The 23,237-nt window shown below is 74.3% G+C and carries 21 protein-coding genes; 9 read left to right on the top strand and 12 right to left on the bottom strand.

Annotation, left to right across the window (positions count from 1 at the left end; all coding sequences use genetic code 11):
• Positions 1–4 precede the first annotated feature (4 nt).
• Positions 5–868, bottom strand: a complete 864-nt coding sequence (locus tag Q1A09_RS08275) for a DNA/RNA non-specific endonuclease (RefSeq protein WP_299953472.1) — start codon at positions 866–868, stop codon at positions 5–7.
• 75 nt (positions 869–943) lie between these two features.
• Between Q1A09_RS08275 and Q1A09_RS08270 the strand changes: the two genes are divergently transcribed.
• Positions 944–1,396: a PGPGW domain-containing protein gene (locus Q1A09_RS08270; protein WP_299953471.1), complete on the top strand. Its 453-nt coding sequence runs from the start codon at positions 944–946 to the stop codon at positions 1,394–1,396.
• 1 nt (position 1,397) lies between these two features.
• On the opposite strand, the gene Q1A09_RS08265 is transcribed toward Q1A09_RS08270, so the two are convergent.
• On the bottom strand, positions 1,398–2,819 hold the full coding sequence (locus Q1A09_RS08265) for an amidase (protein ID WP_299953470.1): 1,422 nt from the start codon (positions 2,817–2,819) through the stop codon (positions 1,398–1,400).
• 42 nt (positions 2,820–2,861) lie between these two features.
• On the bottom strand, positions 2,862–3,635 hold the full coding sequence (gene yaaA, locus Q1A09_RS08260) for a peroxide stress protein YaaA (RefSeq protein ID WP_299953468.1): 774 nt from the start codon (positions 3,633–3,635) through the stop codon (positions 2,862–2,864).
• 156 nt (positions 3,636–3,791) lie between these two features.
• Between yaaA and Q1A09_RS08255 the strand changes: the two genes are divergently transcribed.
• Positions 3,792–4,643 (top strand): PP2C family serine/threonine-protein phosphatase, encoded by an 852-nt coding sequence (locus Q1A09_RS08255; protein ID WP_299953467.1) that lies wholly within the window; start codon positions 3,792–3,794, stop codon positions 4,641–4,643.
• 114 nt (positions 4,644–4,757) lie between these two features.
• On the opposite strand, the gene Q1A09_RS08250 is transcribed toward Q1A09_RS08255, so the two are convergent.
• Positions 4,758–6,305, bottom strand: a complete 1,548-nt coding sequence (locus Q1A09_RS08250) for an HNH endonuclease signature motif containing protein (RefSeq protein ID WP_299953465.1) — start codon at positions 6,303–6,305, stop codon at positions 4,758–4,760.
• 157 nt (positions 6,306–6,462) lie between these two features.
• Here Q1A09_RS08250 and Q1A09_RS08245 point away from each other — a divergent pair, with 157 nt between their 5' ends.
• A complete protein-coding gene (locus Q1A09_RS08245; protein ID WP_299953463.1) occupies positions 6,463–6,846 on the top strand; it encodes a hypothetical protein in 384 nt (127 codons plus the stop codon).
• A gap of 6 nt (positions 6,847–6,852) precedes the next feature.
• On the opposite strand, the gene Q1A09_RS08240 is transcribed toward Q1A09_RS08245, so the two are convergent.
• Positions 6,853–7,653 (bottom strand): exodeoxyribonuclease III, encoded by an 801-nt coding sequence (locus tag Q1A09_RS08240; RefSeq protein WP_299953461.1) that lies wholly within the window; start codon positions 7,651–7,653, stop codon positions 6,853–6,855.
• Between the two features lie 212 nt (positions 7,654–7,865).
• Here Q1A09_RS08240 and Q1A09_RS08235 point away from each other — a divergent pair, with 212 nt between their 5' ends.
• Entirely contained in the window at positions 7,866–9,509 is a 1,644-nt protein-coding gene (locus tag Q1A09_RS08235; RefSeq protein ID WP_299953459.1) for a methyl-accepting chemotaxis protein, read from the top strand.
• A gap of 37 nt (positions 9,510–9,546) precedes the next feature.
• On the opposite strand, the gene Q1A09_RS08230 is transcribed toward Q1A09_RS08235, so the two are convergent.
• On the bottom strand, positions 9,547–10,509 hold the full coding sequence (locus Q1A09_RS08230; protein WP_299953457.1) for an acyl-ACP desaturase: 963 nt from the start codon (positions 10,507–10,509) through the stop codon (positions 9,547–9,549).
• A 273-nt stretch (positions 10,510–10,782) separates the two neighbouring features.
• On the opposite strand from Q1A09_RS08230, the gene Q1A09_RS08225 reads away from it, so the two are divergent.
• Positions 10,783–12,423 (top strand): LCP family protein, encoded by a 1,641-nt coding sequence (locus tag Q1A09_RS08225; protein ID WP_299953456.1) that lies wholly within the window; start codon positions 10,783–10,785, stop codon positions 12,421–12,423.
• Here the strand turns inward: Q1A09_RS08225 and Q1A09_RS08220 are convergent, their stop codons facing one another.
• Genes Q1A09_RS08220 through Q1A09_RS08205 form a run of 4 tightly spaced genes read right to left on the bottom strand, consistent with a single transcriptional unit; the run spans position 12,424 to position 16,438 of the window.
• A complete protein-coding gene (locus Q1A09_RS08220; RefSeq protein ID WP_299953454.1) occupies positions 12,424–13,059 on the bottom strand; it encodes an LUD domain-containing protein in 636 nt (211 codons plus the stop codon). It lies immediately after the preceding gene.
• A gap of 34 nt (positions 13,060–13,093) precedes the next feature.
• Positions 13,094–14,575, bottom strand: coding sequence for a LutB/LldF family L-lactate oxidation iron-sulfur protein (locus Q1A09_RS08215; protein ID WP_299953453.1), 1,482 nt, complete (start codon positions 14,573–14,575; stop codon positions 13,094–13,096).
• On the bottom strand, positions 14,572–15,345 hold the full coding sequence (locus Q1A09_RS08210; RefSeq protein WP_299953452.1) for a (Fe-S)-binding protein: 774 nt from the start codon (positions 15,343–15,345) through the stop codon (positions 14,572–14,574). The genes Q1A09_RS08215 and Q1A09_RS08210 overlap by 4 nt, the downstream gene beginning before the upstream one ends.
• 13 nt (positions 15,346–15,358) lie before the next feature.
• Positions 15,359–16,438 (bottom strand): LacI family DNA-binding transcriptional regulator, encoded by a 1,080-nt coding sequence (locus Q1A09_RS08205; protein ID WP_299953450.1) that lies wholly within the window; start codon positions 16,436–16,438, stop codon positions 15,359–15,361.
• Between the two features lie 54 nt (positions 16,439–16,492).
• Here Q1A09_RS08205 and Q1A09_RS08200 point away from each other — a divergent pair, with 54 nt between their 5' ends.
• Genes Q1A09_RS08200 through Q1A09_RS08185 form a run of 4 tightly spaced genes read left to right on the top strand, consistent with a single transcriptional unit; the run spans position 16,493 to position 21,570 of the window.
• On the top strand, positions 16,493–16,852 hold the full coding sequence (locus Q1A09_RS08200) for an L-rhamnose mutarotase (RefSeq protein WP_299953448.1): 360 nt from the start codon (positions 16,493–16,495) through the stop codon (positions 16,850–16,852).
• Positions 16,849–18,021: an L-rhamnose isomerase gene (rhaI, locus tag Q1A09_RS08195; RefSeq protein WP_299953446.1), complete on the top strand. Its 1,173-nt coding sequence runs from the start codon at positions 16,849–16,851 to the stop codon at positions 18,019–18,021. The genes Q1A09_RS08200 and rhaI overlap by 4 nt, the downstream gene beginning before the upstream one ends.
• A 19-nt stretch (positions 18,022–18,040) precedes the next feature.
• On the top strand, positions 18,041–20,077 hold the full coding sequence (locus tag Q1A09_RS08190; RefSeq protein ID WP_299953444.1) for a bifunctional aldolase/short-chain dehydrogenase: 2,037 nt from the start codon (positions 18,041–18,043) through the stop codon (positions 20,075–20,077).
• Positions 20,078–20,085: 8 nt separating this feature from the next.
• Positions 20,086–21,570 carry a rhamnulokinase family protein gene (locus Q1A09_RS08185; protein ID WP_299953442.1) on the top strand — a complete coding sequence of 495 codons (1,485 nt, stop codon included), beginning with the start codon at positions 20,086–20,088 and terminating at the stop codon, positions 21,568–21,570.
• Between the two features lie 12 nt (positions 21,571–21,582).
• On the opposite strand, the gene Q1A09_RS08180 is transcribed toward Q1A09_RS08185, so the two are convergent.
• Positions 21,583–22,563: a tripartite tricarboxylate transporter substrate binding protein gene (locus tag Q1A09_RS08180; RefSeq protein ID WP_299953440.1), complete on the bottom strand. Its 981-nt coding sequence runs from the start codon at positions 22,561–22,563 to the stop codon at positions 21,583–21,585.
• 29 nt (positions 22,564–22,592) lie between these two features.
• Positions 22,593–23,234, bottom strand: a complete 642-nt coding sequence (locus Q1A09_RS08175) for a 3-oxoacid CoA-transferase subunit B (protein WP_366139764.1) — start codon at positions 23,232–23,234, stop codon at positions 22,593–22,595.
• Positions 23,235–23,237 lie beyond the last annotated feature (3 nt).

Raw genomic sequence — 23,237 nt, 5'->3', positions numbered from 1 at the left:
ACGGTCAACGGCGCACCTGGTCGGGTGAGGTCAACGGCACCCAGCCGGCCGGCACGCCGGGGTCGCCGGCCGGCTGCCCGACCACGGTGGGCAGCCGGTCGGCGACGGCCAGCTGGTCCAGGTCCAGGCCGGTGAGCGCGGCGAGGTCGGCGATCGGGACGCCGAAGGTGCGGAAGGCGCCGGGCGGGGGAGGGGAGGCGGCGGCGCGCGCGGGCAGCCGGCCGATCAGCTGGGTCTGGTCCAGCAGGTAACCGGTGGCGCCGAGCCCGCCGCCGTCGAGGAAGGCCGCCACCTTCCAGAACCGCAGCGGCAGCTGGACGCCGCGGTAGACCGGGTCGGCGGGGTCGAGCACCGGGCCGGTGAAGACCACCAGCCGGCGTTCGCCGGTCTCCGCGTTGGCCAGCAGGAGGTCCTCGAGACCGAGCCAGAGCTCCGCGCCCTGGTTGAACGCGGCGGCCTGCGGCGCGGCGTTGGTCAGGAAGAAGGTGTCCTCGTTGCCGCGCTGGGCCTCCGCGTCGGTGGCGCCCCAGACCGCGTCGGCCCGGCGCACCAGGTGCCCGCGGTCGAGGTCGTTGCGGGCGTAGACGGCCTCCCCGGTCTGCTGATCGGCGGGCAGTCGCGGGTCCAGCCGCCAGTCGATGCCGGCCCGTGGCCGGTCCTGCAGCAGGGCGCCGTCGATGCCCACCCCGGCGACCGCGGCCAGCCGGCGGTCGGTGCGCAGCAGCACGCTGAAGTGCGTGTAGTCGAGCCGGACGGCCGGCAGCGGGTCGCGCAGCGCCGGCAGCGGGACGGGGACGCCGAGCAGCTGCTCGTCCAGTCCCGTCCGGTCGGCGAGGTCCGCGGCGGTGGGCTGGGCTGGTCCGGTCATGACCCCATCCTGGGCGGGGGTCCGACACTCCGCGCGGCTGGCGTGGACCGGCGATCAGTGGGGCACAACGGATCCGTGAAGACCGTCGTGATCGCCGTCCTCGGGGGGCTGCTGACCCTCGCCGGGATCTGCCTCCTCGTCCTGCCCGGGCCGGGGTTCGTGCTCGTCGCGGCCGGCCTGGCGGTGCTGGCCACCCGGTTCCCGTGGGCGGCCAAGCCGCTGGACTACGCCAAGGAGAAGGCGCAGGAAGGCGTGGAGGAGGTCGGCAGGAGCCCGCTGCGCGCCGCCGGGGCGGTGCTCGCGGCGCTGGTGCTCGTCGCGCTCGGGGTGCTGGCGCTGATCGGCGTGGACCTGCCGTTCGTCAACGCCGTCACCGCCGTCGTCCTGATCATCTCCGGGCTGTTCCTGGTCGGCACCGTGGTCTTCGCCCGGCACGAGGAGAAGGTCGTCGACGCCAAGGCGCGCCGCCCCGCCGGCACGCCCGGCGACGGGGGCGCCTACCGGGTGGCCGGGCCGAAGGCCGACTGACTCAGTCCAGGTCGGGACGACGCCGGCCGAAGCCGGTGGCCTGCTCCAACGCGTGCCCGACCTCCAGCACCCGGCGGTCGGCGCGCGGCGGACCCACGATCTGCAGCCCCACCGGCAGCCCGTCGGCGGTGAACCCGCCGGGGACCGACAGCGCCGGGCAGCCGGTCGCCGAGATCAGCGTGCAGGAGCGCATCCAGCCCAGGTAGTCCTCCTGCGGCACGCCGGCCACCTCGGTCGGGTACTCCTGCTCGACCGGGAAGGGCAGCACCTGGGTGGTGGGGGCCAGCAGCACGTCGTACCGCTCGAAGAACGCCACCACCCGCTCGAAGAGCTTCGTGTGCGCCACCTCCGCCCGGCCGACGTCCGCGCCGGTCAGCTCCGCGCCGCGGGCGGCGTTCCAGCGGATCGTCTCCTTGACCGCCTCCGGGTTGCGGCGGACCAGGTCGCCGAAGCTCGCCTCGAACAGCCAGGCGCGCAGCACGCCGAACGCCTCGTCGGCCCCGCGCAGGTCCGGGCAGGCCTCCTCCACGGTGGCGCCCAGGTCGGTGAGGACGCCGAGGGAGGCGGTCAGCGTCTCGGTGATCGCCGGGTCGACCGGCACCTGCCCGCCCAGGTCGGGCGCCCAGGCGACCCGTAGGTCCCGCAGCTCGGTGGGCAGCGGGGCGGCGAACGGGGCGCCCGGGTCGCTCAGCGCGATCGGTACCCGGGGGTCGGGCCCGGCCAGCGCGGACAGGGTGAGCGCCACGTCGGCGACCGTGCGGCCCAGCGGCCCCTGCACCGACAGCTGCGACCAGCCGATCGCCGCCGGGTGGGTGGGCACCCGGCCGGGGGTGGGCCGCAGGCCCACGACGTTGCAGAACGCGGCCGGGTTGCGCAGCGAGCCGCCCATGTCGCTGCCCTCGGCGAGCGGCACCAGCCCGGCGGCCAGCGCGGCTGCGGCCCCACCGGAGGAGCCGCCGGCGGACAGCCCGTGCCGGTAGGGGTTGTGCGTGGCGCCGAAGAGGGTGTTGAAGGTGTGCGAGCCGGCCGCGAACTCCGGCACGTTCGTCTTGCCGATCCGGATGGCCCCGGCGGCACGCAGCCGGGCCACGGCCAGCTCGTCGCGCGCCGGCACGGTCTCGGCGTGCAGCGGCGAGCCCCAGGTGGTGCGCATGCCGCCGGTGGCGTGGGTGTCCTTGTGCGCGACCGGCAGCCCGTGCAGCGGTCCGACCGGCTCCCCGGCGGCCAGCGCCGCATCGGCGGCGTCGGCGGCGGCGCGGGCGCCCTCCGGGTCGAGCGTGACGATGGCGTTCAGCTCGGGGTTCAGCCGGTCGATCCGCGCCAGGTGGGCGTCCAGCAGCTCCCGGGCCGAGACCTCGCGGGCCCGCAGCATCGCCGCGAGCTCGGTGGCCGGGCGGGTGCAGAGGTCCTCGGCGCTGGTCACCCCGGCGACCGTACTGGGTCTCTCAGCGTTGAGGAACTCAGCTCAGCGGGTGACGGCGGCGGCGGGGACCACCAGGGTGAGCTCGGTGCCGGGCGCCTTCCGGTCGGTTGCGTGTTCCACGTGCAACCCCGCCCGGCGGAGCAGTGCCCGCAGCCGGACGACGGAGTCCGGCTCGCCGGTGGTGGTGGCCAGCAACCGCGCCAGCCGGCCCTTGTGCGCCTTGTTGAAGTGGCTGACCACGGCGCGGGTGCCGTCCGGCCGTTCGCTGAGCACGGAGACGGTGACCGCCCCTGCGACGGGCGCCAGGTCGGCGTAGGCGCCGGACCGCAGGTCCACCACCAGGTCGTCGATCCCGGTGAGCACGTCGGTCAGCACCGGCTTCCACAGCGACCGCAGGGTGGGCAGGCCCGGCAGCGAGCTGCCGGCGGAGAGGCGGTAGGCCGGGACGGCGTCGTCGGCGCGCAGCAGCCCGAACAGCGCGGAGCCGACCGCCAGCCGGCCATCGGCCCGCCGCCGCTGCGCGCGGGACAGCGAGCGGACGTCCAGGGCGTCGTAGAGGACGCCGGTGTAGCGCTCGATCGCCGGCATCGTCGGGCTGGACCGGAGCGCGGCGTTGCGGGCGATCTCGTCGTCCTGGGCGGGGGAGAGGCCCAGCGCGGACCGGGCAGCCGGGACGTCGCCGGCCAGCTCCAGGACCGCCTGGACCAGTTGCTCGCGCAGCGGGTTCAGCTCGGGGCTGCTCAGGGCGGTGAGGTCCAGCGGGGCGCCGTCCCCGCCGGGGTGCTTGGTCTCCGACGGGGGCAGCAGCACGAGCACGGGGGCCGAGGTTACGTGTCGTCGCCGGTCCGGCAGACGGGAGCTGGCAGGCTCGGGGTCCCGCGGACGCCGCTCGCGGGCGGCCGCCGGGGCCGTGATCTACCGTTCGACGACGCTGCGTTCGCGGTGCCAGGGCTGGTCGAGGAGGTGAGAGACGTGCTCGTGCTGGACAGTGCTGCCGTCTCCACCCGTGGGCCGCGCCCGGACAACCAGGACTCCGCGGTCGCCGGGCCGCTGCTCATCGCCATCGCCGACGGGGTCGGCGGCAACGTCGGTGGCGCTGTGGCGTCGTCCCTGGTGGCGAACTGGCTGGCCCCGCTGGCCGCGGGCAGCACCGGGGACGGCGCCGACGACCCGGTGCGGGTGGTGGCCAGCGCGAACGAGCGGATCCGGGCCGCCTACACCGAGCGGCCGCGGCTGCGCACCATGGCGACGACGATGACCGCGGTGCACTCCGATGCCCAGGGGCTGGCGCTGCTGCACATCGGCGACTCCCGCGGCTACCTGCTGCACGACGGCGAGCTGCAGCAGATCAGCACCGACCACACCCTGGTCCAGGCGCTGATCGACGCCGGCTCGATCACCCCGGCCGAGGCGAAGGTGCACCCGCAGCGCTCGGCGGTCTACGCGGCGCTGCACGGCGCGGACGACGACGTGGCGGCCGTCGACGTGCTCCGGCTGGACGCCCGGCCCGGCGATCGGCTGATGGTCTGCTCCGACGGGCTGTCCGACGTCGTCCCGCCCGACGTGCTGCGCGACCTGCTCGCCGCGCCGGGCACCCCCGCCGAGGCCGCCGCCCGGCTGCGGGACGCCGCGCTGGCCGGCCCGCCCACGGACAACATCACCGTCGTGGTGGCCGACGTCCGGGAGTCCGCGCCGGGGAACGACCCGATCCGGGTGTGCACCGTCGGCGCGGCCACCGAGCTGCGCGAGGAGACCGCGGAGGCGCTGGAGGCCGTCTGGCCCGGCCCGATCCCGGTCGGGCTGGTGCAGCACCGCCCCCGATGACAGCGCGGAGCTCGAGCGGTCTGGGGGTGCGGACAGGGACCGGGGCGACGGGCGGAGCGGTGAGCGCGGTGGTCATCCCCTCCTGCAACGGGCCCGGGCGGGTCGCGCTTCCGCTCAGGCGGCGCGGCGCCGCACCACATCGCGATGGGCCATCAGCGCCCAGACGACGTGCCGCAGGTCCATCCGCTCCCCGTCGGAGGGCAGTGCTGCGGGCAGGAGGTGCGGGGGCGGGAGCAGGGCGGTGAGCCCCTCGGCGGCGGTTCCGCGGAACCGTTCCGCGGTGTCCTCCCACGGCCGCCCGCCGTCCGGGGCCACGGCGACCAGCCGGCCGCCGCGCCGGCTGAGCGCCAGGTCGTGGTCGTGGACCAGCCCGTGATCGACGTCGCAGAGCAGCACCAGGTTGGAGACGTCGGTGCGGCCGCCGTGCAGCCAGTGCCGCAGGTGGTGGGCGTGCAGCCGCTCCGGCCGGGTCTCCTCGCACCCGGGCCGGGCGCAGCCGCCGTCGCGGAGCAGCAGTGCCCGGCGTTGGGCACGGGTGGCGTACCGCCGTGAGCGGCCCTGGGCCAGCACCTCGGGGCCGTCGGTGACGATCGCGGTGACGGCCGCGTCGCACGCCAGCCGCCGGGCCTGGGCGGGGGTGAGGGCAGGACCGCCTTCCAGCGCGGCGCGTCCCGCGGCCTCGTCGTCGGCGAGCACTGCGGCGTCCACGACCACCACCACCTCGCGGCGCGGCGGGTCTCCGGCCCGGCGGTCGGCGTCGGCCGCCGCCGCGGCCAGCAGCGTCATCGCCCGGCAGCGGCGTTCGGTGGTCACGGCCAGCGGCTCGACCGTGTCCGCTGCGGTGGGGTCGACGGCACTGCCGTCCTCCGCAGCGACGTCACCGATGGCCGTCGCCCCGCCGGCGGCGGTTCCGCCCGCCGGGTCGGCGGCAGTCGGGACCCCGGGTCCGGCGTGGGCTCCGGTCGGGACTCCGGCGCCGGCTTCGGCGCTCACCCCGGCCGCCATGGCCGGCCGTGGCCCGTCGGCCTCGACGGCCCGCGCCTTGGCACGGGCAGCTCGGTCCCGGCGGGCGTCCCGTTCGGCGAGGGACTCGATCGCCGCGAGGAACTCGGCGCCGTGCTCGGCCTCCATCCGGACCTGGACCGAGATCATCCCGTCGTCCTCGATCCACCAGGAGAACCGGCGCCGGTCGGCCACCCGGCCCGCGTCGACGTCATCGGCCCGGCGCCAAGCGCGCACGGTGCGCTCGACCTGGGAGGCGGTGGCGTGCCGGGCGAACTCGACGAGCTCGGCCTCGGTGCCCGGCTCGGCGACCCGGGTCAGTGCGCGCACCTTCGAGTAGGAGAGCTCGCCGGCGGAGAAGGCGGCGCTGATCAGTGGCAGCTCACGCAGCGCCCGCGCCACCCGGACGTGCTGCCGGGCCGTTCCCGGCGTCAGCGCGCACTTCCAGGCCAGCCAGTGCGCGCACGAGGTGATGCCGATCCCCCGCCAGCCCTCCCGCTCGTCGAACTCGGCGACCAGTCGCAACCAGGCCGCCGTCGCCGCGGCCAGCTGCACGGCTCCGGCGCGGATCCGATCGCCGAGCGACTCGAGCGGCTCGACCTGTTCGGTGGCGTCAGCGACGACGGACAGCGGCGGGGGAGTGACCAGCGCATCGATCATGTGTTCGAACCTAGACGAGAGCACTGACAGAACCGCTGGTCAGCCGTGCACGACGGTTCCGCGGAACCGCCACGACCACGCCGCCGGCGGCGGCACCGTCTGGGATCGCCCAGTGGAGTCGGCCAGGATGACGCCACGGACGGACGAGAGGGGCGTCATGAGCACGACAGCAGGCCCGGACTTCGCCGGGGGCCGCAACATCGCCATGAAGGTGCCGCCCCACCAGTGGGAGGCGACCGTCCGCTTCTACCGGGACACCCTCGGGCTGCGCGAGCTGGACAACCCGTTCGACAGCGGCCCGGAGTCCGTCGGCTTCGAGTTCGGCGCCAACCGGCTGTGGATCGACCGCGTCCCGGGCATGAGCCAGGCAGAGCTGTGGCTCCAGGTGACGACCGACGACACCGCGGCCGCGGCCGAGCACCTGGCCGCCCACGCGGTGGCCCGCTGTGACGAGATCGAGCCGCTGGGCACCACGGCGGCCTACTGGATCAGCAGCCCGGCCGGCATCGTGCACCTGGTCTCGGCACCGGACGCCGACTGAGCTGGGTCAGTCGGCCAGGTCGACGATCACCGGGGCGTGGTCGCTGGCGCCCTTGCCCTTGCGCTCCTCGCGGTCGATCCGGGCGTCGGAGACCCGCCGGGCCAGCGCGGGGGAGCCGAGCACGAAGTCGATCCGCATGCCCTCGCGGCGGGGGAAGCGCAGCTGCGTGTAGTCCCAGTACGTGTAGACGCCCGGGCCCGGCGTGTACGGCCGGACGACGTCGGTGAACCCCGCCTCGACCACACCGCGGAACGCCGCGCGCTCGGGCTCGGAGACGTGCGTGGAGTGGCTGAACACCGAGATGTCCCAGACGTCGTCGTCCTGGGGGGCGATGTTCCAGTCGCCGACCAGGGCCACCTGCGCCTCGGCGTCCGCGGTGAGCCAGCCGCCGGCGTGCACCCGCAGCGCCTCCAGCCACTCCAGCTTGTACTGCAGGTGCGGATCGGTGAGGGTGCGGCCGTTGGGCACGTACAGGCTCCACACCCGCACGCCGCCGCAGGTCGCGCCCAGCGCGCGGGCCTCCGCGACCGGCTCGGCGCCCTCCTTGGCCCACGACGGCATGCCCGGGAAGCCCACCTCGACGTCGGTCAGGCCCACCCGGGACAGCAGCGCCACCCCGTTCCACTGCGAGTGGCCGACGTGCGCGACCTCGTAGCCCAGCGCCCGGAACCGGTCCTCGGGGAACTGCTCGTCCTTGCACTTGGTCTCCTGCAGCGCCAGGACGTCGACGTCGCTGCGCTGCAGCCAGGCCTCGACCCGGTCCACTCGACTGCGGATGGAGTTCACGTTCCAGGTGGCCAGGCGCACGGGGTCCGAGCGTAGGCGCACGGCGCGGGGTGTCCCCGTCGCGGTCGCCGAGAGGGGCGGCATGTGCCCGGCGTCGTCGTCGGTAACGATCCGTGATGTTGGTGTTGTGGCCGATCACGAACCGGAACGATCGCGGGCGGTCGCCGCGAGGTCGGCCCGCCGCTGCCGAAGACGTCGGTTGGCAGGCCCGTCGCGTCGTCGCAGGAGCATCCATGAGCGCAGCAGCAGAAGAGATCAGCACCTACCCGCGTACACGGATCCGGCTGCTGCAGTGGTGGTTCGACCGGAGCGTCCAGACGAAGGTGCTCACCGCGGTGTGCCTCGCCGCGTCGATCTCGGTGGTCGTGGGCTTCCTCGGGCTGCAGGCCCTCGGCCGGACCGCCGACCGCACCCAGGTCCTCTACGAGGAGAACATGCTGCGCGTCGCGGCCAGCGGTGACATGCGCACCGCGCTCGCGGACGTGCGGGTGGCCACCCGGGATGCGCTCATCGCCGGCGATGCGGCCGGCGCGCAGGGCGCGCTGGACCGGATCCCCGACCTGGAGACCGCGTTCGCCGACGCCGCCACCGCGTACTCCACGGGTGGGTTGGCCTCCGACAAGGAGGCCGTGCTGGTCGATGCCCGGCAGTCCTTCGCCGACTACGGCACCGCGGTCACGACGACCCTCCGCCCGCTCGCGCTGTCGGGGGACGCGGCCGGCTGGCGGGCCGCCAACGACGCAACCGTCCGGCCCCTCGTGGAGCGCGCCGAGGCGGACATCGACCAGCTGATCGCCCAGGAGCGGGCCGAGGGGAGTGATGCGGCCGCTGACGCGGAGGCGGCCTACGGCAGCCAGCGGACGCTCGTCGTGGTGGTCGTCCTGGCCGGGCTGGCCATGGCCGTCGCGTTCGGCGTCGTCATCGCCCGCGGCCTGGCGGCGGGCGTGCGGTGCGTGCAGCGGGTCGCCGAGGCGCTGGCCGCCGGTGATCTGACCCAGGCCAGTGCCTTCGGGACCGAGTGCGAGCTGGGTGCGATGAGCCGGGCGCTGGACGCTGCGGTGGCCAACCTCCGTTCGGTGATGACCCAGGTCGCCGCCTCGGCGGACGCGGTGGCCGCCTCCTCGGAGGAGCTGTCGGCGTCCTCGGCGCAGATCTCGGCCTCGGCGGAGGAGACCTCGGCGCAGTCCGGTGTCGTCTCGGCCGCCGCGGAGGAGGTGTCCCGGAACGTGGCGACGGTCGCGGCCGGTGCCGAGGAGATGGGTGCCTCGATCCGGGAGATCTCGCAGAACGCCAACGAGGCGGCGCGGGTCGCCGCGCAGGCGGTGACCGAGGCCGAGACCACCACGCAGACCATCACCAAGCTGGGGATCTCGTCGCAGGAGATCGGTGCGGTGGTCAAGACCATCACCAGCATCGCGGAGCAGACCAACCTGCTGGCGCTCAACGCCACGATCGAGGCCGCGCGGGCGGGTGAGGCGGGCAAGGGGTTCGCCGTGGTGGCCAACGAGGTGAAGGAGCTGGCGCAGGAGACGGCGCGGGCGACCGAGGACATCGCCCGCCGGGTGGAGGCGATCCAGGGCGACACCGGTGGTGCGGTGTCGGCGATCGGCCGGATCTCGGAGATCATCGGCTCGATCAACGACTTCCAGCTGACCATCGCCAGTGCGGTGGAGGAGCAGACCGCCACCACGAACGAGATGTCCCGGTCGGTGCAGGAGGCCGCCGGCGGATCGACCGAGATCGCCACCAACATCACCGGGGTGTCGGCGGCGGCGTCCTCGACGACGCAGTCGCTGGGGCAGACCCGGCAGGCCGTGGACGAGCTGTCCCGGATGGCCAGCGACCTGCGCAGCAGCATGACGCAGTTCGTCTACTGAACTGATCCGGGGGCCGACCGCCCGGTCGGCCCCCGGATCAGGTCTGGGAGAGCGGGGCGATCTCGGTGTCGGACCTGGCCTGCATCCGGGCGCGCATCCGCTCGCGGCTCTCCACGAACTTGGTCGCCTGCGCGTCCAGGCCGACCATGAACTGGGCCAGCTCCTCGCGGGCCTGCTCGCCGGCCGGGCCCAGGTTGGTGCGCTCGAACACCTTCCAGGCCCGCAGCACCGGGGAGATGACCTCGTCGTGGTGCAGCCGCAGGTCGTAGATGCCGGCCTTGGCGATGAGCACCGAGTTCTTCCGGAAGCCGGCCATCGAGGCGCCGGGCATCTCGAAGCGCATCACCTCGTCGGCGACCGCGCGCATCGTCTCGTCCGGGGCGATGTCGAACGCCGCGGAGACGATGTTGCGGTAGAAGACCATGTGCAGGTTCTCGTCCTTGGCGATCCGGGCGAGCAGCCGGTCGGCGATCGGGTCGCCGGTGGCCTTGCCGGTGTTCCGGTGGCTCACCCGGGTCGCCAGCTCCTGGAACGAGACGTAGGCGACCGCCTCCAGCGGGGTCTTGTCGCCGGAGTCGTAGCCCGAGGTCATGTAGTCCATCCGGGCCCGCTCGAGCTCGACCGGGTCGACCCCGCGGGTGACGACGAGGTAGTCGCGCAGCGCGATGCCGTGCCGGTTCTCCTCCGCCGTCCAGCGGCCGACCCAGGTGCCCCAGGCGCCGTCCCGGCCGAACCGGGTGGCGATCTCCCGGTGGTAGCTGGGCAGGTTGTCCTCGGTGAGCAGGTTGGTGAACATCGCGGCCTTGGCCGTCTCGTCCAGCTTCGACTGCTCCGGGGCCCAGTCCTCCCCGCCCAGGAAGGCGAAGTCGCGGCCCTGGGACCACGGGACGTAGTCGTGCGGGTGCCATTCCTGCGCCAGGCCGATGTGCCGGTCGAGGTTCTCCTCGACCACCGGCTCGAGCTCGATGAGCAGTGCGCCCTGCGGCGACGTCTCCGACACGTGGACCTCCCTGGTCAGCCACCTACGGTCCCGTAACCTACGGCACCGTAACCACGTGCCCGGGACAACGGCCCGGCCGCGGGCCAGGTTCCTCGACGCCGGCGGTGGGCTCCGGCGTCCGCTGAAGAGGTACCCGCCCGACGTCGGTCCAGTCGTGGCGGCGTGCGCTGGATCACAGTGGGCTGCTCGTGCGGGTGATCCCGGACGATCAGGACGGCATCCGTCCACCGATCAGTGGGAACATGGCCGGATGACCGGAGTCCTGGCAGCCGCATGAGCGAGGGGAACCAGCACGGCAGCCGCCGGTGGCGGCCCGGCGACACCGAGCGGATCGACCCGGTCGACGTCCGGGCGACCACCGGCCTCCCGCTCGCCGGCGACCCCCCGGCCCACCGTGGCGGCCGGCACGCCGCATCCGGCTTCGGTCCGGCCCTGGGGCTCACGGTCCTCGGCGCGGCCGTCCCCGGCACCGCCTTCCTGGCCAGCGGACGGCGACGGCTCGGCGCCGCCGTGCTCGCCGTCTTCCTCCTGCTGCTTGCCGGCGGCGTCTGGCTGGCCGCCGTCGGCTGGCGGGACGCCATCCGGCTCGCGGTCGACTCCACCGCCCTGCTCTGGGTGATCGGTGGCATCTGCGTCGCGGCGCTGGCCTGGCTGGCCGTCGTCGTCACCGGGTACCTCGCGGTGCGCCCCCGGCCACTGCGGGGCTGGCAGCACGCCGTCGGTGGTCTCGTCGTCCTCGCGCTCTGCCTGGCCGTCGTCGTCCCGGCCGGCTGGGCGGTGCGGATCGCCGACGCCCAGCGCGACCTGGTGGACACCGTCTTCGCCGACGGGGAGAGCGCCACCGTCACCGACGAGGCCGAGGAGCTCTTCGGTGACCGCGAGGAGCTCAACATCCTGCTGCTGGGGGGCGACGGCGGCGAGGGTCGCGAGGGCGTCCGCACCGACACGGTGATCGTCGCCAACATCCAGGTGGAGACCGGGGCGACGACGCTGTTCAGCCTCCCCCGCAACCTGGAGGACCTCCCCTTCCCGGCCGACAGCCCGCTCGCCGAGGTCTACCCCGACGGGTTCGACGCCGGGTCGGAGAGCGAGAGCCTGCTCAACGCCGTCTACCGCAACGGCCCGGCCTGGTACCCCGACGTCCTGGGCCCCACCGACGACCCGGGGGCGGACTTCCTGAAGCTGGGCGTCGGCGAGGCGCTCGGCCTGCACATCGACTACTACGTGCTGGTCAACCTCGACGGTTTCAGCCAGCTGGTCGACGCCCTGGGCGGCATCACCGTCGACGTCAACTACTACGTCCCGGTCGGTGGCGAGCCGACCCTGAACATCTTCCCGGACGCCTACATCGCCCCCGGCCCCGACCAGCAGATGGACGGCGCCACCGCGCTGGCCTACAGCCGCGGCCGGTTCGGTCTGACCGACTACCAGCGGATGGACCGCCAGCGGTGCGTCATCGACGCCATCGTCGACGCCGCCGACCCGCTGACCCTGCTGACCCGCTTCCAGCAGCTCGCCGCGACCACCCAGGACATCGTCTCCACCGACGTGCCCCAGCGGGTGCTGGGCGACGTCGTCGACCTGGGCCTGCGGGTCAAGGACGCGCCGATCCGCAGCGTGGTCTTCGACAACACGGTGATCGACCCGGCCTACCCGGACTACGACCGGATCCGCGCGCTGGTCCAGCAGGCGCTGGCCGGCCCGTCGGACACCTCACCGGCCGCCGGGACGACGGCCCCGTCGTCCGCGCCGTCGTCGTCGGCCGCCCCGTCGAGCGAGCCCGGGACGAGCAGCGCGCCGGCCACGAGCGCGGCGGCGGACCCGGCCGCCGAGATCGGCGACGCCTGCGCCTACGACCCGGCGCAGGCGCAGGCCGCCCGCGCGAAGGGGCAGCCGCCGACCCGCAACGGCTGATCAGCCGCCGACCAGCACCACCAGCAGCGTGCGCGGGCCGTGCACGCCCTCGACCCGCTGCAGCTCGATGTCGCTGGTGGCCGACGGCCCACTGACCATGGTCAGTGGGCGCAACGGGTCCAGCCGGGCCAGGCCCTCGGGCACGCTGCCCACCACCTGGTCGGCGGTGACCACGCAGACCAGGCAGTCCGGCAGCAGGGACAGCGCCCGCCGCCCGCAGGCGGGGGAGCCGTCGAGCACCAGGGTGCCGGTCTCGGCGATCGCCACGGCCACCGCGGTGACCGAGGCCGCCCGCTCGGCCAGCTGCACCGCGGGGCGGTCGTCGTCCACGTCGCAGCCGGCCGGGCGCCAGTCCGCGGCCAGCCCGGGCGCGACGACGACGTCGCCGGCCGCCCACCCGGTGCCCAGCCCCTGGTCCAGGGCGGCCCGCACCGTCGCGCCGACCTCGGCCGGGCCGCAGCGGAGCACCGTGGCGCGGTAGTCCTCCACCCGGTCGACCAGCAGGGTCAGCAACTCCTCGTCCCCCGCCGGCCGGCCGTCGGTGAGCCGGTAGTCCCGCACCACCTCGGGCACCGGCGTCCGGGTCTCCCCCAGCGCCTGGCGGACCCGGGCCAGCACCTCCTCGCGGGCGCTCACCGTCGTCCACCGGTCGTGTTGCACGTGGAACCAGTCATGACCGGTGCTCCTCGGTCCACTGCTGCACGAACGTCTTCGTCGGCGGGGTCGGCAGATCGCGGCTGCGCGTCCAGCCGGAGATCGGCGGCGGCAGCGCGTTCGGCAGCGTGGGCCTGCCGCGGGAGACCAGCCGGCCGAGCCGGGCCGCCCGCTGGGCCAGGTGCCACAGCCGGGGATGCGACATCGCCTTCGCCAGACCGCGGAAGGCGACCGCCTCCGCCGTCGGCCGATCCCGGTCCCGGGCGACGGCCTCGACGTGCTCGCCGCGCAGGTGCACCAGGATCGAGGGGATGTCGATGGCCACCGGGCAGACGTCGTAGCAGGCTCCGCACAGCGACGAGGCGTAGGGCAGCGAGGCGTTGTCCTCGACGCCGGTGAGCATCGGGGAGAGCACCGCGCCGATCGGCCCGGGGTACACCGAGCCGTAGGAGTGCCCGCCGGCCCGCTCGTACACCGGGCAGACGTTCAGGCACGCCGAGCAGCGGATGCAGTGCAGCGCCTCCCGGCCCACCTCGTCGGCGAGCACCGCGGTGCGGCCGTTGTCCAGCAGCACCAGGTGGAACTCCTGCGGCCCGTCGCCGGGGGTCACCCCGGCCCAGGCCGAGGTGTAGGGGTTCATCCGCTCGCCGGTGGAGGAGCGCGGCAGCAGCTGCAGGAACACCTCCAGGTCGCGCCAGGTGGGCACCACCTTCTCGATCCCCATCACGGTGATCAGCGTCTCCGGCAGGGTCAGGCACATCCGGCCGTTGCCCTCGGACTCGACCACGGTGAGCGTGCCGGTCTCCGCGACGCCGAAGTTCGCGCCGCTGACCGCGACCCGGGCCCGCAGGAACCGCTCGCGCAGGTGCGCCCGGGCGGCCATGGCCAGCTGCCGGGGGTCGTCGGTCAGGCCCGGGTCGACGCCGGGGATGGTGCGGGCGAAGATCTCCCGGATCTCGGCGCGGTTCTTGTGGATCGCCGGCACCAGGATGTGCGACGGGCTGTCCTCCCCCAGCTGCACGATCAGCTCGGCCAGGTCGGTCTCGAAGACGTCGAGCCCGGCGGCCTCCAGCGCCTCGTTCAGGCCGATCTCCTGGGTGGCCATCGACTTGACCTTGACCACCTCGGACGTGCCGGTGGCCTGCACCAGCCGGGTCACGATCTCGTTGGCCTCGTTCGCGTCCCGGGCCCAGTGGACGACGCCGCCGCGGGCGGTCACCTGGCGCTCGAGCTCCTCCAGGTGCTCGTCGAGGCGGGCCATCGTGGCGGTCTTCAGCGCCTTGCCGGCGGCGCGCAGCTGCTCCCAGTCGGGCAGCTCGCCGACCACGTTGGCCCGCTTGCCGCGGATGGTGCTGGTGGCGTGGCCGAGGTTGGCCCGCAGCTGGCCGTTGCGCAGCGCCCCGCGGGCGGCGTCCGGGAAGGACTCGGCACCGCGCAGGTGCCCCACCCCGCGCGGGGCGTGCGGCAGGCCGGGCATGCCCAGGTCGACGGCGGTCACGCGGTCACCGCCGGGATGGCCTTCTGGTCAGGGGTCACGGCTTCCTCCGTCGAGGCCAGGATCTCGGCCAGGTGCACGGTGCGGGTGCCGGCCCGGAGCCGGGAGAGGCCGCCGCCGATGTGCATCAGGCAGGAGGCGTCCCCGGCGGTGCAGACCTCGGCGTGCGTGCCGAGCACGTTGGCCATCTTGTCGGTGAGCATCGCGGTCGAGGTGTCGGCGTTCTTCACCGCGAAGGTGCCGCCGAAGCCGCAGCACTGCTCGGCGCCGGGCAGCTCCACCAGCTCCAGCCCGCGCACCGCCCGCAGCAGCTGCAGGGGCGCGTCGCCGACCCGGAGCAGCCTCAGCGAGTGGCAGGTCGGGTGGTAGGTGACCCGGTGCGGGTAGTAGGCGCCCACGTCGGTCACCCCGAGGACGTCGACCAGGAACTGGGACAGCTCGTGGGTGCGCCCGGCCAGCTCCTCGGCGGCCTGGGCCAGCGCCTCGTCCCCGGCCCGCCGGGCGACGGCGGCCTGCTGGTGGTGGATCGAGGCCACGCACGAGCCGGACGGCGCGACGATCACCTCCGCGCCCTCGAAGGCCCGCACGTGGTTGGCGACGATCGACACCGCCTCGCGCCGGTAGCCGGTGTTGACGTGCATCTGACCGCAGCACGCCTGCGCCGGCGGGACGACGACCTCCTGCCCCAGCCGCTGCAGGAGCGCTGCGGTGGCGTGGGCGACGCTCGGGGTCATGGTGTCCACCAGGCAGGTGGCGAACAGTGCGACCTTCACCTGAGACCTCCGCTCAGCTCGCCACGGACCGGCGGGGGTGCCGGACCGTGCTGGACTCCCGGGCGACGAGCACGGGCTCGAAGACCGGTTGCTGGTGCTCGTGGCCCTCACCCGCAGCCTCGTCCAGCAGCAGCTCCGCCGCTCGGCGGCCGAGCTCCTGGCGGGGCTTGCGGACCGAGGTCAGCGGGACGGCGGCGGCCGCGGCGTAGTCGATGTCGTCGTAGCCGACGAGGGCGAAGTCGTCGGGCACCCGGAGCTCCCGGCGGACCATCTCCTGGAGCGCGCCCATCGCCAGCAGGTCGTTCGCGCAGACCGCGGCGGTGGGACGCTGCCCGGCCGGCAGCGCGAGGAGGCGGGCCGCCGCCTCGCGGCCACCGGCCACGGTGAGCGTCTCGGGGGTGATCAGCACGAGGGCCTCGTCGGAGCCGGTGCCCTCCCGGACGGCGGCGACGACCCCCTCGTAGCGCTCCTGCAGCTGCGGCAGCCCGCCCGGGCCGCCGATGAACGCGATCCGGCGGTGCCCCTGGCCGAGCAGGTGCCCGGCGGCCAGCCGGCCGCCCAGGACGTCGTCCACGGCCACGGCGCACTGGTCGGGACCGGGCGCGCGGCGGTCCAGCAGCACCACCGGGACGCCGCGCTGCCGCAGCGTCCCGACCTGCGGGGAGATCTCGGCGGTCGGGGTGAGGACGACGCCGCGCACCCGCTGCTCGGTGAGCGCGTCGAGGTGGGCGGCCTCCTTGTCGGGCCGGCCGTCGGAGTTGCACAGCACCACCGACAGCCCCTGCGCGTTGGCCACCTCCTCCACCCCGCGGGCGACGTCGGTGAAGAAGGGGTTGGCGATGTCGAGCACCACCAGCCCGATGGTGCGGCTGTGGCCGGCGCGCAGCTGGCGGGCCGACTCGTTGCGCACGAAGCCGAGGGTGTGGATGGCGGCGAGCACCCGGTCGCGGGTCGCGGGGCTGACCGAGTCGGGCCGGTTCAGGACGTTGCTGACCGTGCCCACCGAGACGCCGGCGGAGACGGCGACGTCCCGGATGCTGACGGTCAGCGCTGCCCCCTCGGTTCCCGGCGGGCCCGTTGACCGCTCGCACACAGCATCCTACTGTGGCCCACAGCACCTTGTGAATCGTTTCAGTGAGGAGACGTCGTGTCGCGGGTCTGTTTCACCCTGCAGGTCCGGGCCGACCGGCTCGCCGAGTACCGCGCACGGCACGCCGCCGTCTGGCCGGAGATGCTCCGCGCGCTGCGCGACGCCGGCTGGCGGGACTACCAGCTGTTCCTGCGGGACGACGGCCTGCTCGTCGGCACCGTGCAGACCGATGACCTGGATGCCGCCCAGGCCGCCGTCGACGCCGCCGAGGTCAGCGCCCGCTGGGAGGCCGAGATGGCGCCCTTCTTCGAGACCGGGGACGGCCGCGGCAAGTCCTCGCTCGACCTCGTCTTCGACCTGGACGCCCAGCTGCGGGCCGCCGGGGAGCCCACTACGACGAACGGAGAGACCCCGTGACCACCGACCTCCAGGCCCAGGCCCTGACCGCGCTCGCCGAGCAGACCATCGAGCTGCCGTCCTGGGCGTTCGGCAACGCCGGCACCCGGTTCAAGGTGTTCAGCACCCCCGGCGTCCCGCGGAACCCGTTCGAGAAGATCAGCGACGCCGCCGTCGTCCACCGGTACACCGGCGCCGCTCCCCGGGTCTCGCTGCACATCCCGTGGGACCTGGTCGACGACTTCGCCGAACTCGCCCAGCACGCCACCGACGAGGGCGTCTCCATCGGCGCGATCAACTCGAACCTGTTCCAGGCCGACGAGTACAAGCTCGGCTCGCTCACCTCCGCCGACCCGGCGGTGCGGGCGAAGGCCGTGGCCCACCACGTGCAGTGCATCGACGTCATGCGGGCCACCGGCTCGACCGACCTGAAGATCTGGCTGCCCGACGGCACCAACTACCCGGGCCAGGACGACATCCGCGACCGGCAGGACCGGCTGGCCGAGTCGCTGCAGCAGATCTACGCCGAGCTCGACCCCGGGCACCGGCTGATCCTGGAGTACAAGTTCTACGAGCCGTACTTCTACACGATGGACGTCCCCGACTGGGGCACCTCGCTGCTGCACTGCCTGGCCCTGGGCGAGCAGGCGAAGGTCGTGCTGGACACCGGCCACCACGCGCCGAACACCAACATCGAGTTCATCGTCGCCCAGCTGCTGCGGGTGGGCCGGCTCGGCGCCTTCGACTTCAACTCCCGCTTCTACGGCGACGACGACCTGATCGTCGGCGCGGCCGACCCGTTCCAGCTGTTCCGGATCATGAACGAGATCGTCCGGGCCGACGCGCTCCGGCCGGACTCCGGCGTCAACTTCATGCTCGACCAGTGCCACAACATCGAGCCGAAGATCCCCGGCCAGATCCGCTCGGTGATGAACGTGCAGGAGGCCACCGCCAAGGCGCTGCTGGTCGACCGCGAGGCGCTGCGGGCCGCCCAGCAGTCCGGTGACGTGCTCGGCGCCAACGGTGCGCTGATGGACGCCTACAACACCGACGTCCGCCCGCTGCTCGCGCAGCTCCGCGAGTCGAAGGGGCTGGCCGGCGACCCCTACCGGGCCTACGCCGCCTCCGGGCACCAGGAGCAGATCGCCACCGACCGCGTCGGAGGCCAGCAGGCCTCCTGGGGCGCTTGAGGAACTGGAGGACGACGAGATGACGAACCCCGTGGTCAGTGACCTGCTCACCCGCTCGAACCGCCTCGGCGCGGACCCGCGGAACACCAACTACGCCGGCGGCAACACCTCCGCCGCCGGCACCGGCACCGACCCGGTGACCGGGCAGCCGGTCGAGCTGCTCTGGGTGAAGGGCTCCGGCGGCGACCTCGGCACGCTCACCGAGCCGGGCCTGGCGGTGCTGCGGCTGGACCGGCTGCGCTCGCTGGTCGACGTCTACCCCGGCGTCGACCGGGAGGACGAGATGGTCGCCGCGTTCGACCACTGCGCGTTCGGCCGGGGCGGGGCGGCGCCGTCGATCGACACCGCGATGCACGGGCTGGTCCGCGCCGCGCACGTCGACCACCTGCACCCCGACTCCGGCATCGCGCTGGCCACCGCGGCCGACGGCGAGGCGCTGACGGCCGAGTGCTTCGGCGACCGCGTGGTCTGGGTGCCGTGGCGCCGTCCCGGCTTCCAGCTGGGGCTGGACATCGCCGAGATCGCCGAGAAGAACCCGCAGGCCATCGGGGCGGTCCTGGGCGGGCACGGCATCACCGCCTGGGCCGACACCAGCGAGCAGTGCGAGGCCAACAGCCTCGAGATCATCCGGACGGCGGAGCGCTTCCTCGCCGAGCGCGGCCGCCCGCAGCCCTTCGGGGCGCCGCTGCCCGGGTACGCGGCGCTGCCGGAGGCCGAACGCCGGGCGAAGGCGGCCGCGCTGCTGCCCGTCGTCCGCGGGCTGGCGAGCACCGACAAGCCGCAGGTCGGCCACTACACCGACACCGACGTGGTGCTGGACTTCCTGGCGTCGGCCGAGCACCCACGGCTGGCCGCGCTGGGCACCTCCTGCCCCGACCACTTCCTGCGCACCAAGGTGCGCCCGCTGGTGGTCGACCTGCCGGCGTCCGCCCCGGTCGAGGACGTCGTCGCCCGGCTGCGTGAGCTGCACGAGGCCTACCGCGCCGACTACGCCGCCTACTACGAGCGGCACGCGGGCCCGGACTCCCCGCCGATGCGCGGCGCCGACCCGGCGATCGTGCTGGTGCCCGGCGTCGGCATGTTCAGCTTCGGGGCGAACAAGCAGACCGCCCGGGTCGCCGGTGAGTTCTACGTCAACGCGATCAACGTGATGCGCGGCGCCGAGGCGGTGTCGACCTACGCGCCGATCGACGAGAGCGAGAAGTTCCGGATCGAGTACTGGGCGCTGGAGGAGGCCAAGCTCGCCCGGATGCCGAAGCCCAAGCCGCTGGCCACCCGGGTCGCGCTGGTCACCGGCGCGGCCAGCGGGATCGGCAAGGCGATCGCCCAGCGGCTGGCCGCCGAGGGCGCCTGCGTCGTCGTCGCCGACCTGGACCTGGCCAAGGCCACCGACGCCGCGGCGGAGATCGGCTCGACCGACGTCGCGGTGGGCGTGGCCGCCGACGTCAGCGACGCCGAGGCGGTGGCCGCGGCCTTCCGGGCGGCGGTGCTCGCCTTCGGCGGGGTCGACCTGGTGGTCAACAACGCCGGGCTGTCGATCTCCAAGCCGCTGCTGGAGACCACGGAGCAGGACTGGGACCTCCAGCACGACGTGATGGCCAAGGGCTCGTTCCTGGTCTCCCGCGAGGCGGCCCGGATCATGATCGAGCAGGGCATGGGCGGCGACGTCGTCTACATCTCCAGCAAGAACGCGGTCTTCGCCGGACCCAGCAACATCGCCTACTCCTCGACCAAGGCCGACCAGGCGCACCAGGTGCGGCTGCTCGCCGCCGAGCTGGGCGAACACCAGATCCGGGTCAACGGCATCAACCCCGACGGCGTCGTGCGCGGGTCGGGGATCTTCGCCGGCGGCTGGGGCGCCAAGCGGGCCGCGGTCTACGGCGTCCCCGAGGAGGAGCTGGGCAAGTACTACGCCCAGCGCACCCTGCTCAAGCGCGAGGTGCTGCCCGAGCACGTCGCCGACGCCGTCTTCGCGCTGACCGGCGGCGAGCTCACCCGGACCACCGGACTGCACGTCCCCGTCGACTCCGGCGTCGCCGCCGCCTTCCTCCGCTGAGCCCGGCCATGTCGGCCAACACGGCCGGTCGGGAGCTGACCCTGGCCGCTGTCGACCTGGGGGCCTCGAGCGGGCGGGTGATGGTCGGGCGGGTCGGGCCCGGGCGGCTGGAGCTGCACGAGGTCAACCGGTTCGCCAACCGGCCGGTCCGGGTCGCCGGCACGCTGCACTGGGACGTGCTGGCCCTCTACGGCGGGGTGCGCGACGGCCTGCGGGCCGCCGGCCGGGACGCCGGGCCGCTGGACGGCGTGGGCATCGACAGCTGGGCCGTCGACGTCGGGCTGCTCGACGCCGACGGCGCGCTGCTGGGCAACCCGGTGCACTACCGGGACGCCCGGCACGCCACCGCCGTCCCCGGGGTGCACGAGCTGGTGTCGCCGGCCGAGCTGTACCGGGTCAACGGCCTGCAGCACCTGCCGTTCAACACGGTGTTCCAGCTCGCGGCGATGCGGCAGCTGGCCGGGTTCGGGCTGGCCCGGCACGCGCTGCTGATCCCGGACCTGCTGGCGTACTGGCTGACCGGGGCGGTGGGGGCCGAGGTCACCAACGCCTCCACCACCGGGCTGCTGGACGCCACCACCCGGCGGTGGTCGACCGACCTTGTCGACCGGCTCCGCCTGCCGCACGAGCTGTTGCCGCCGCTGCGGCAGCCCGGTGACCGGCTCGGCGAGCTCACCGGTGAGGTGCTCGCCGAGACCGGGCTGACCGGGCCGGTGCCGGTGACGGCGGTCGGCTCGCACGACACCGCCTCGGCGGTCGTGGGGGTGCCGGCGGAGTCCGAGCGGTTCGCCTACGTCTCCTGTGGCACCTGGTCGCTGGTCGGGATGGAGCTCGACGCCCCGGTGCTCACCGAGGCCAGCCGGGCGGCGGGGTTCACCAACGAGCTCGGGGTGGACGGAACGGTCCGTTACCTGCGCAACGTGATGGGGCTGTGGTTGCTGCAGGAGTCGATGCGCACCTGGCAGGCGGCCGGGCTGCCGGCCGACCTCACCGAGCTGCTGCACGCGGCGGTCCGGGAGCCGGCCTTCGGCGCGGTCGTGGACTGCGACGACGACCGCTTCCTGCCGCCCGGCGACATGCCCGCCCGGATCGCCGAGGTCTGCCGGGAGACCGGGCAGACGCCGCCGCAGAGCCAGGCGGCCACCGTCCGCTGCATCCTGGACAGCCTGGCGCTGGCCTACCGGCGCGCGGTGCGCCAGGCGGCCGAGCTCTCCGGGCAGTCCGTGGACGTCGTCCACCTGGTCGGCGGCGGTGCCCGCAACACGCTGCTGTGCCAGCTCACCGCCGACGCCTGCGGCCTGCCGGTGGTCGCCGGGCCGGTGGAGGCGGCGGCGCTGGGCAACGTGCTGGTGCAGGCCCGCGCGGGCGGCGCGGTCAGCGGCGGGCTGGCGGAGCTGCGGGCGCTGCTGCGGGGGACCCAGCAGGTGCAGCGCTACGAGCCGGCCACCGGCGCCGAGCCGGCCTGGGCCGCCGCCGAGGCGCGGCTGCGCTGATCCCGCCGCGGGTCAGCCGCCGAGGATCGGCTCGTAGACCTCCTGCGTGCGGTCGAGCAGCTCCTGGAACTCGGCCGCGCCCTGGAACTCCGCCGGCACGTACTCCTCGCCGACCTGCTCGACGACCGCCGGGTCCTCGGCCGCCGTCCGGAGGGCGTCCTCCAGCTCGGTGACGATCTCCTCGGGCAGGTCACCGGGGCCGATGAGGCCGAAGGTCGACCCGGACAGGGTCAGCTCCGGGAAGCCGGACTCGGCGAGGGTCGGGGTGTCCGGCAGCCAGGACAGCCGCTCGGCGGAGGAGACCGCCAGCGGCTGGAACTGGCCGGCGTCGATGTTGGTGGTGACGTCGGAGGAGGCGTTGATCAGCACCGCGTCGACGTTGCCGCCCAGCAGGGCGGTGGTCATCTCCGCGTTGCCGTTGAACGGCACGGCGGTGACCTCGACGTCGTACTCGTCGGCCAGCCGCTGCAGCTCGATCGCCTGCGGGGTGGAGGCGCCCGGGGTGCCCACGTTCAGCGTGCCCGGCTGCTCCTCCGCCGCGGCGACGAGGTCCTCGACGGTCGCGTACGGCGAGTCCGCGCCGACGGCGAGCACCGACGGCACCTCGGTCAGCACCCCGATCGGCGTCACGTCGTCCTTGGTGTAGCCGACCTCGTTGGCCAGCGGCGTGACCACCAGTGTTCCCGCGGTGGCCAGGGAGAGGGTGTGCCCGTCGGGGTCGGCGGCGAGCAGCTCCTGGGTGGCGAGCGCTCCCGAGCCGCCGGGCAGGTTCTCCACCACCACCGTCTGGCCCAGCTGCTCCTCCAGGGAGGCGCCGAAGGCGCGGGCGGCCAGGTCGGTGGGCCCGCCTGCCCCGTAGGGCACCAGCAGCCGGATCTCCTCGGTCGGGTACTCCGCGGCCGAGCCGGACGGCGACTCCTCCGACCCGCACGCGGTGAGCAGGCCGAGGGCGGCACATGCGGCGAGTGCGCGGGCGGTGCGGGACAGGGGCATCGTTGCCTCCGGGGGTCGGGCGGTGCGGGTCAGTGCGGGTCGAGCTCGCCGACGTCGTCGGCGAAGGTGAGCCGGGCGGCGGTGACCGACTGCAGCTCCGCGCGGGTGAGCCCCGGGGCCATCTCCCGGACGACCAGCCCGGCGGGGCCGACGTCCAGGACCGCCAGGTCGGTGTAGACCCGGTCGACCACCCGCGCGGCGGTGAGCGGGTAGGTGCAGCGGGGCAGCAGCTTCGGGCGGCCGTCCCGGGTGGTGTGCGTGGTCATCACCAGCACCCGCTTCGCGCCCACGGCCAGGTCCATCGCTCCGCCGACGGCCGGCGGCATGGTGGCCAGGTCGGTGATCCAGTTGGCCAGGTCGCCGCTCTCGGAGACCTGGAAGGCGCCGAGCACGGAGATGTCGATGTGCCCGCCGCGCATCATCACGAAGGCGTCGGTGTGGTGGAAGTAGCTGCCGCCGGGCAGCAGGGTGACCGGCTGCTTGCCGGCGTTGATCAGCTCGCGGTCCTCCTCGCCGGGTGCGGGGGCCGGTCCCATCCCGAGGATGCCGTTCTCGCTGTGGTAGACGATCTCCTTGTCCGGCCCGACCACGTCGCCGACCAGGATCGGCATCCCGATGCCCAGGTTGACGTAGGCGCCGTCCGGGATGTCGCGGGCCACCCGCCGGGCCATCGC

The organism is uncultured Modestobacter sp., assembly GCF_947486615.1.
Taxonomy (GTDB): domain Bacteria; phylum Actinomycetota; class Actinomycetes; order Mycobacteriales; family Geodermatophilaceae; genus Modestobacter.
This window is presented reverse-complemented; position numbering and strand designations above follow the sequence as displayed.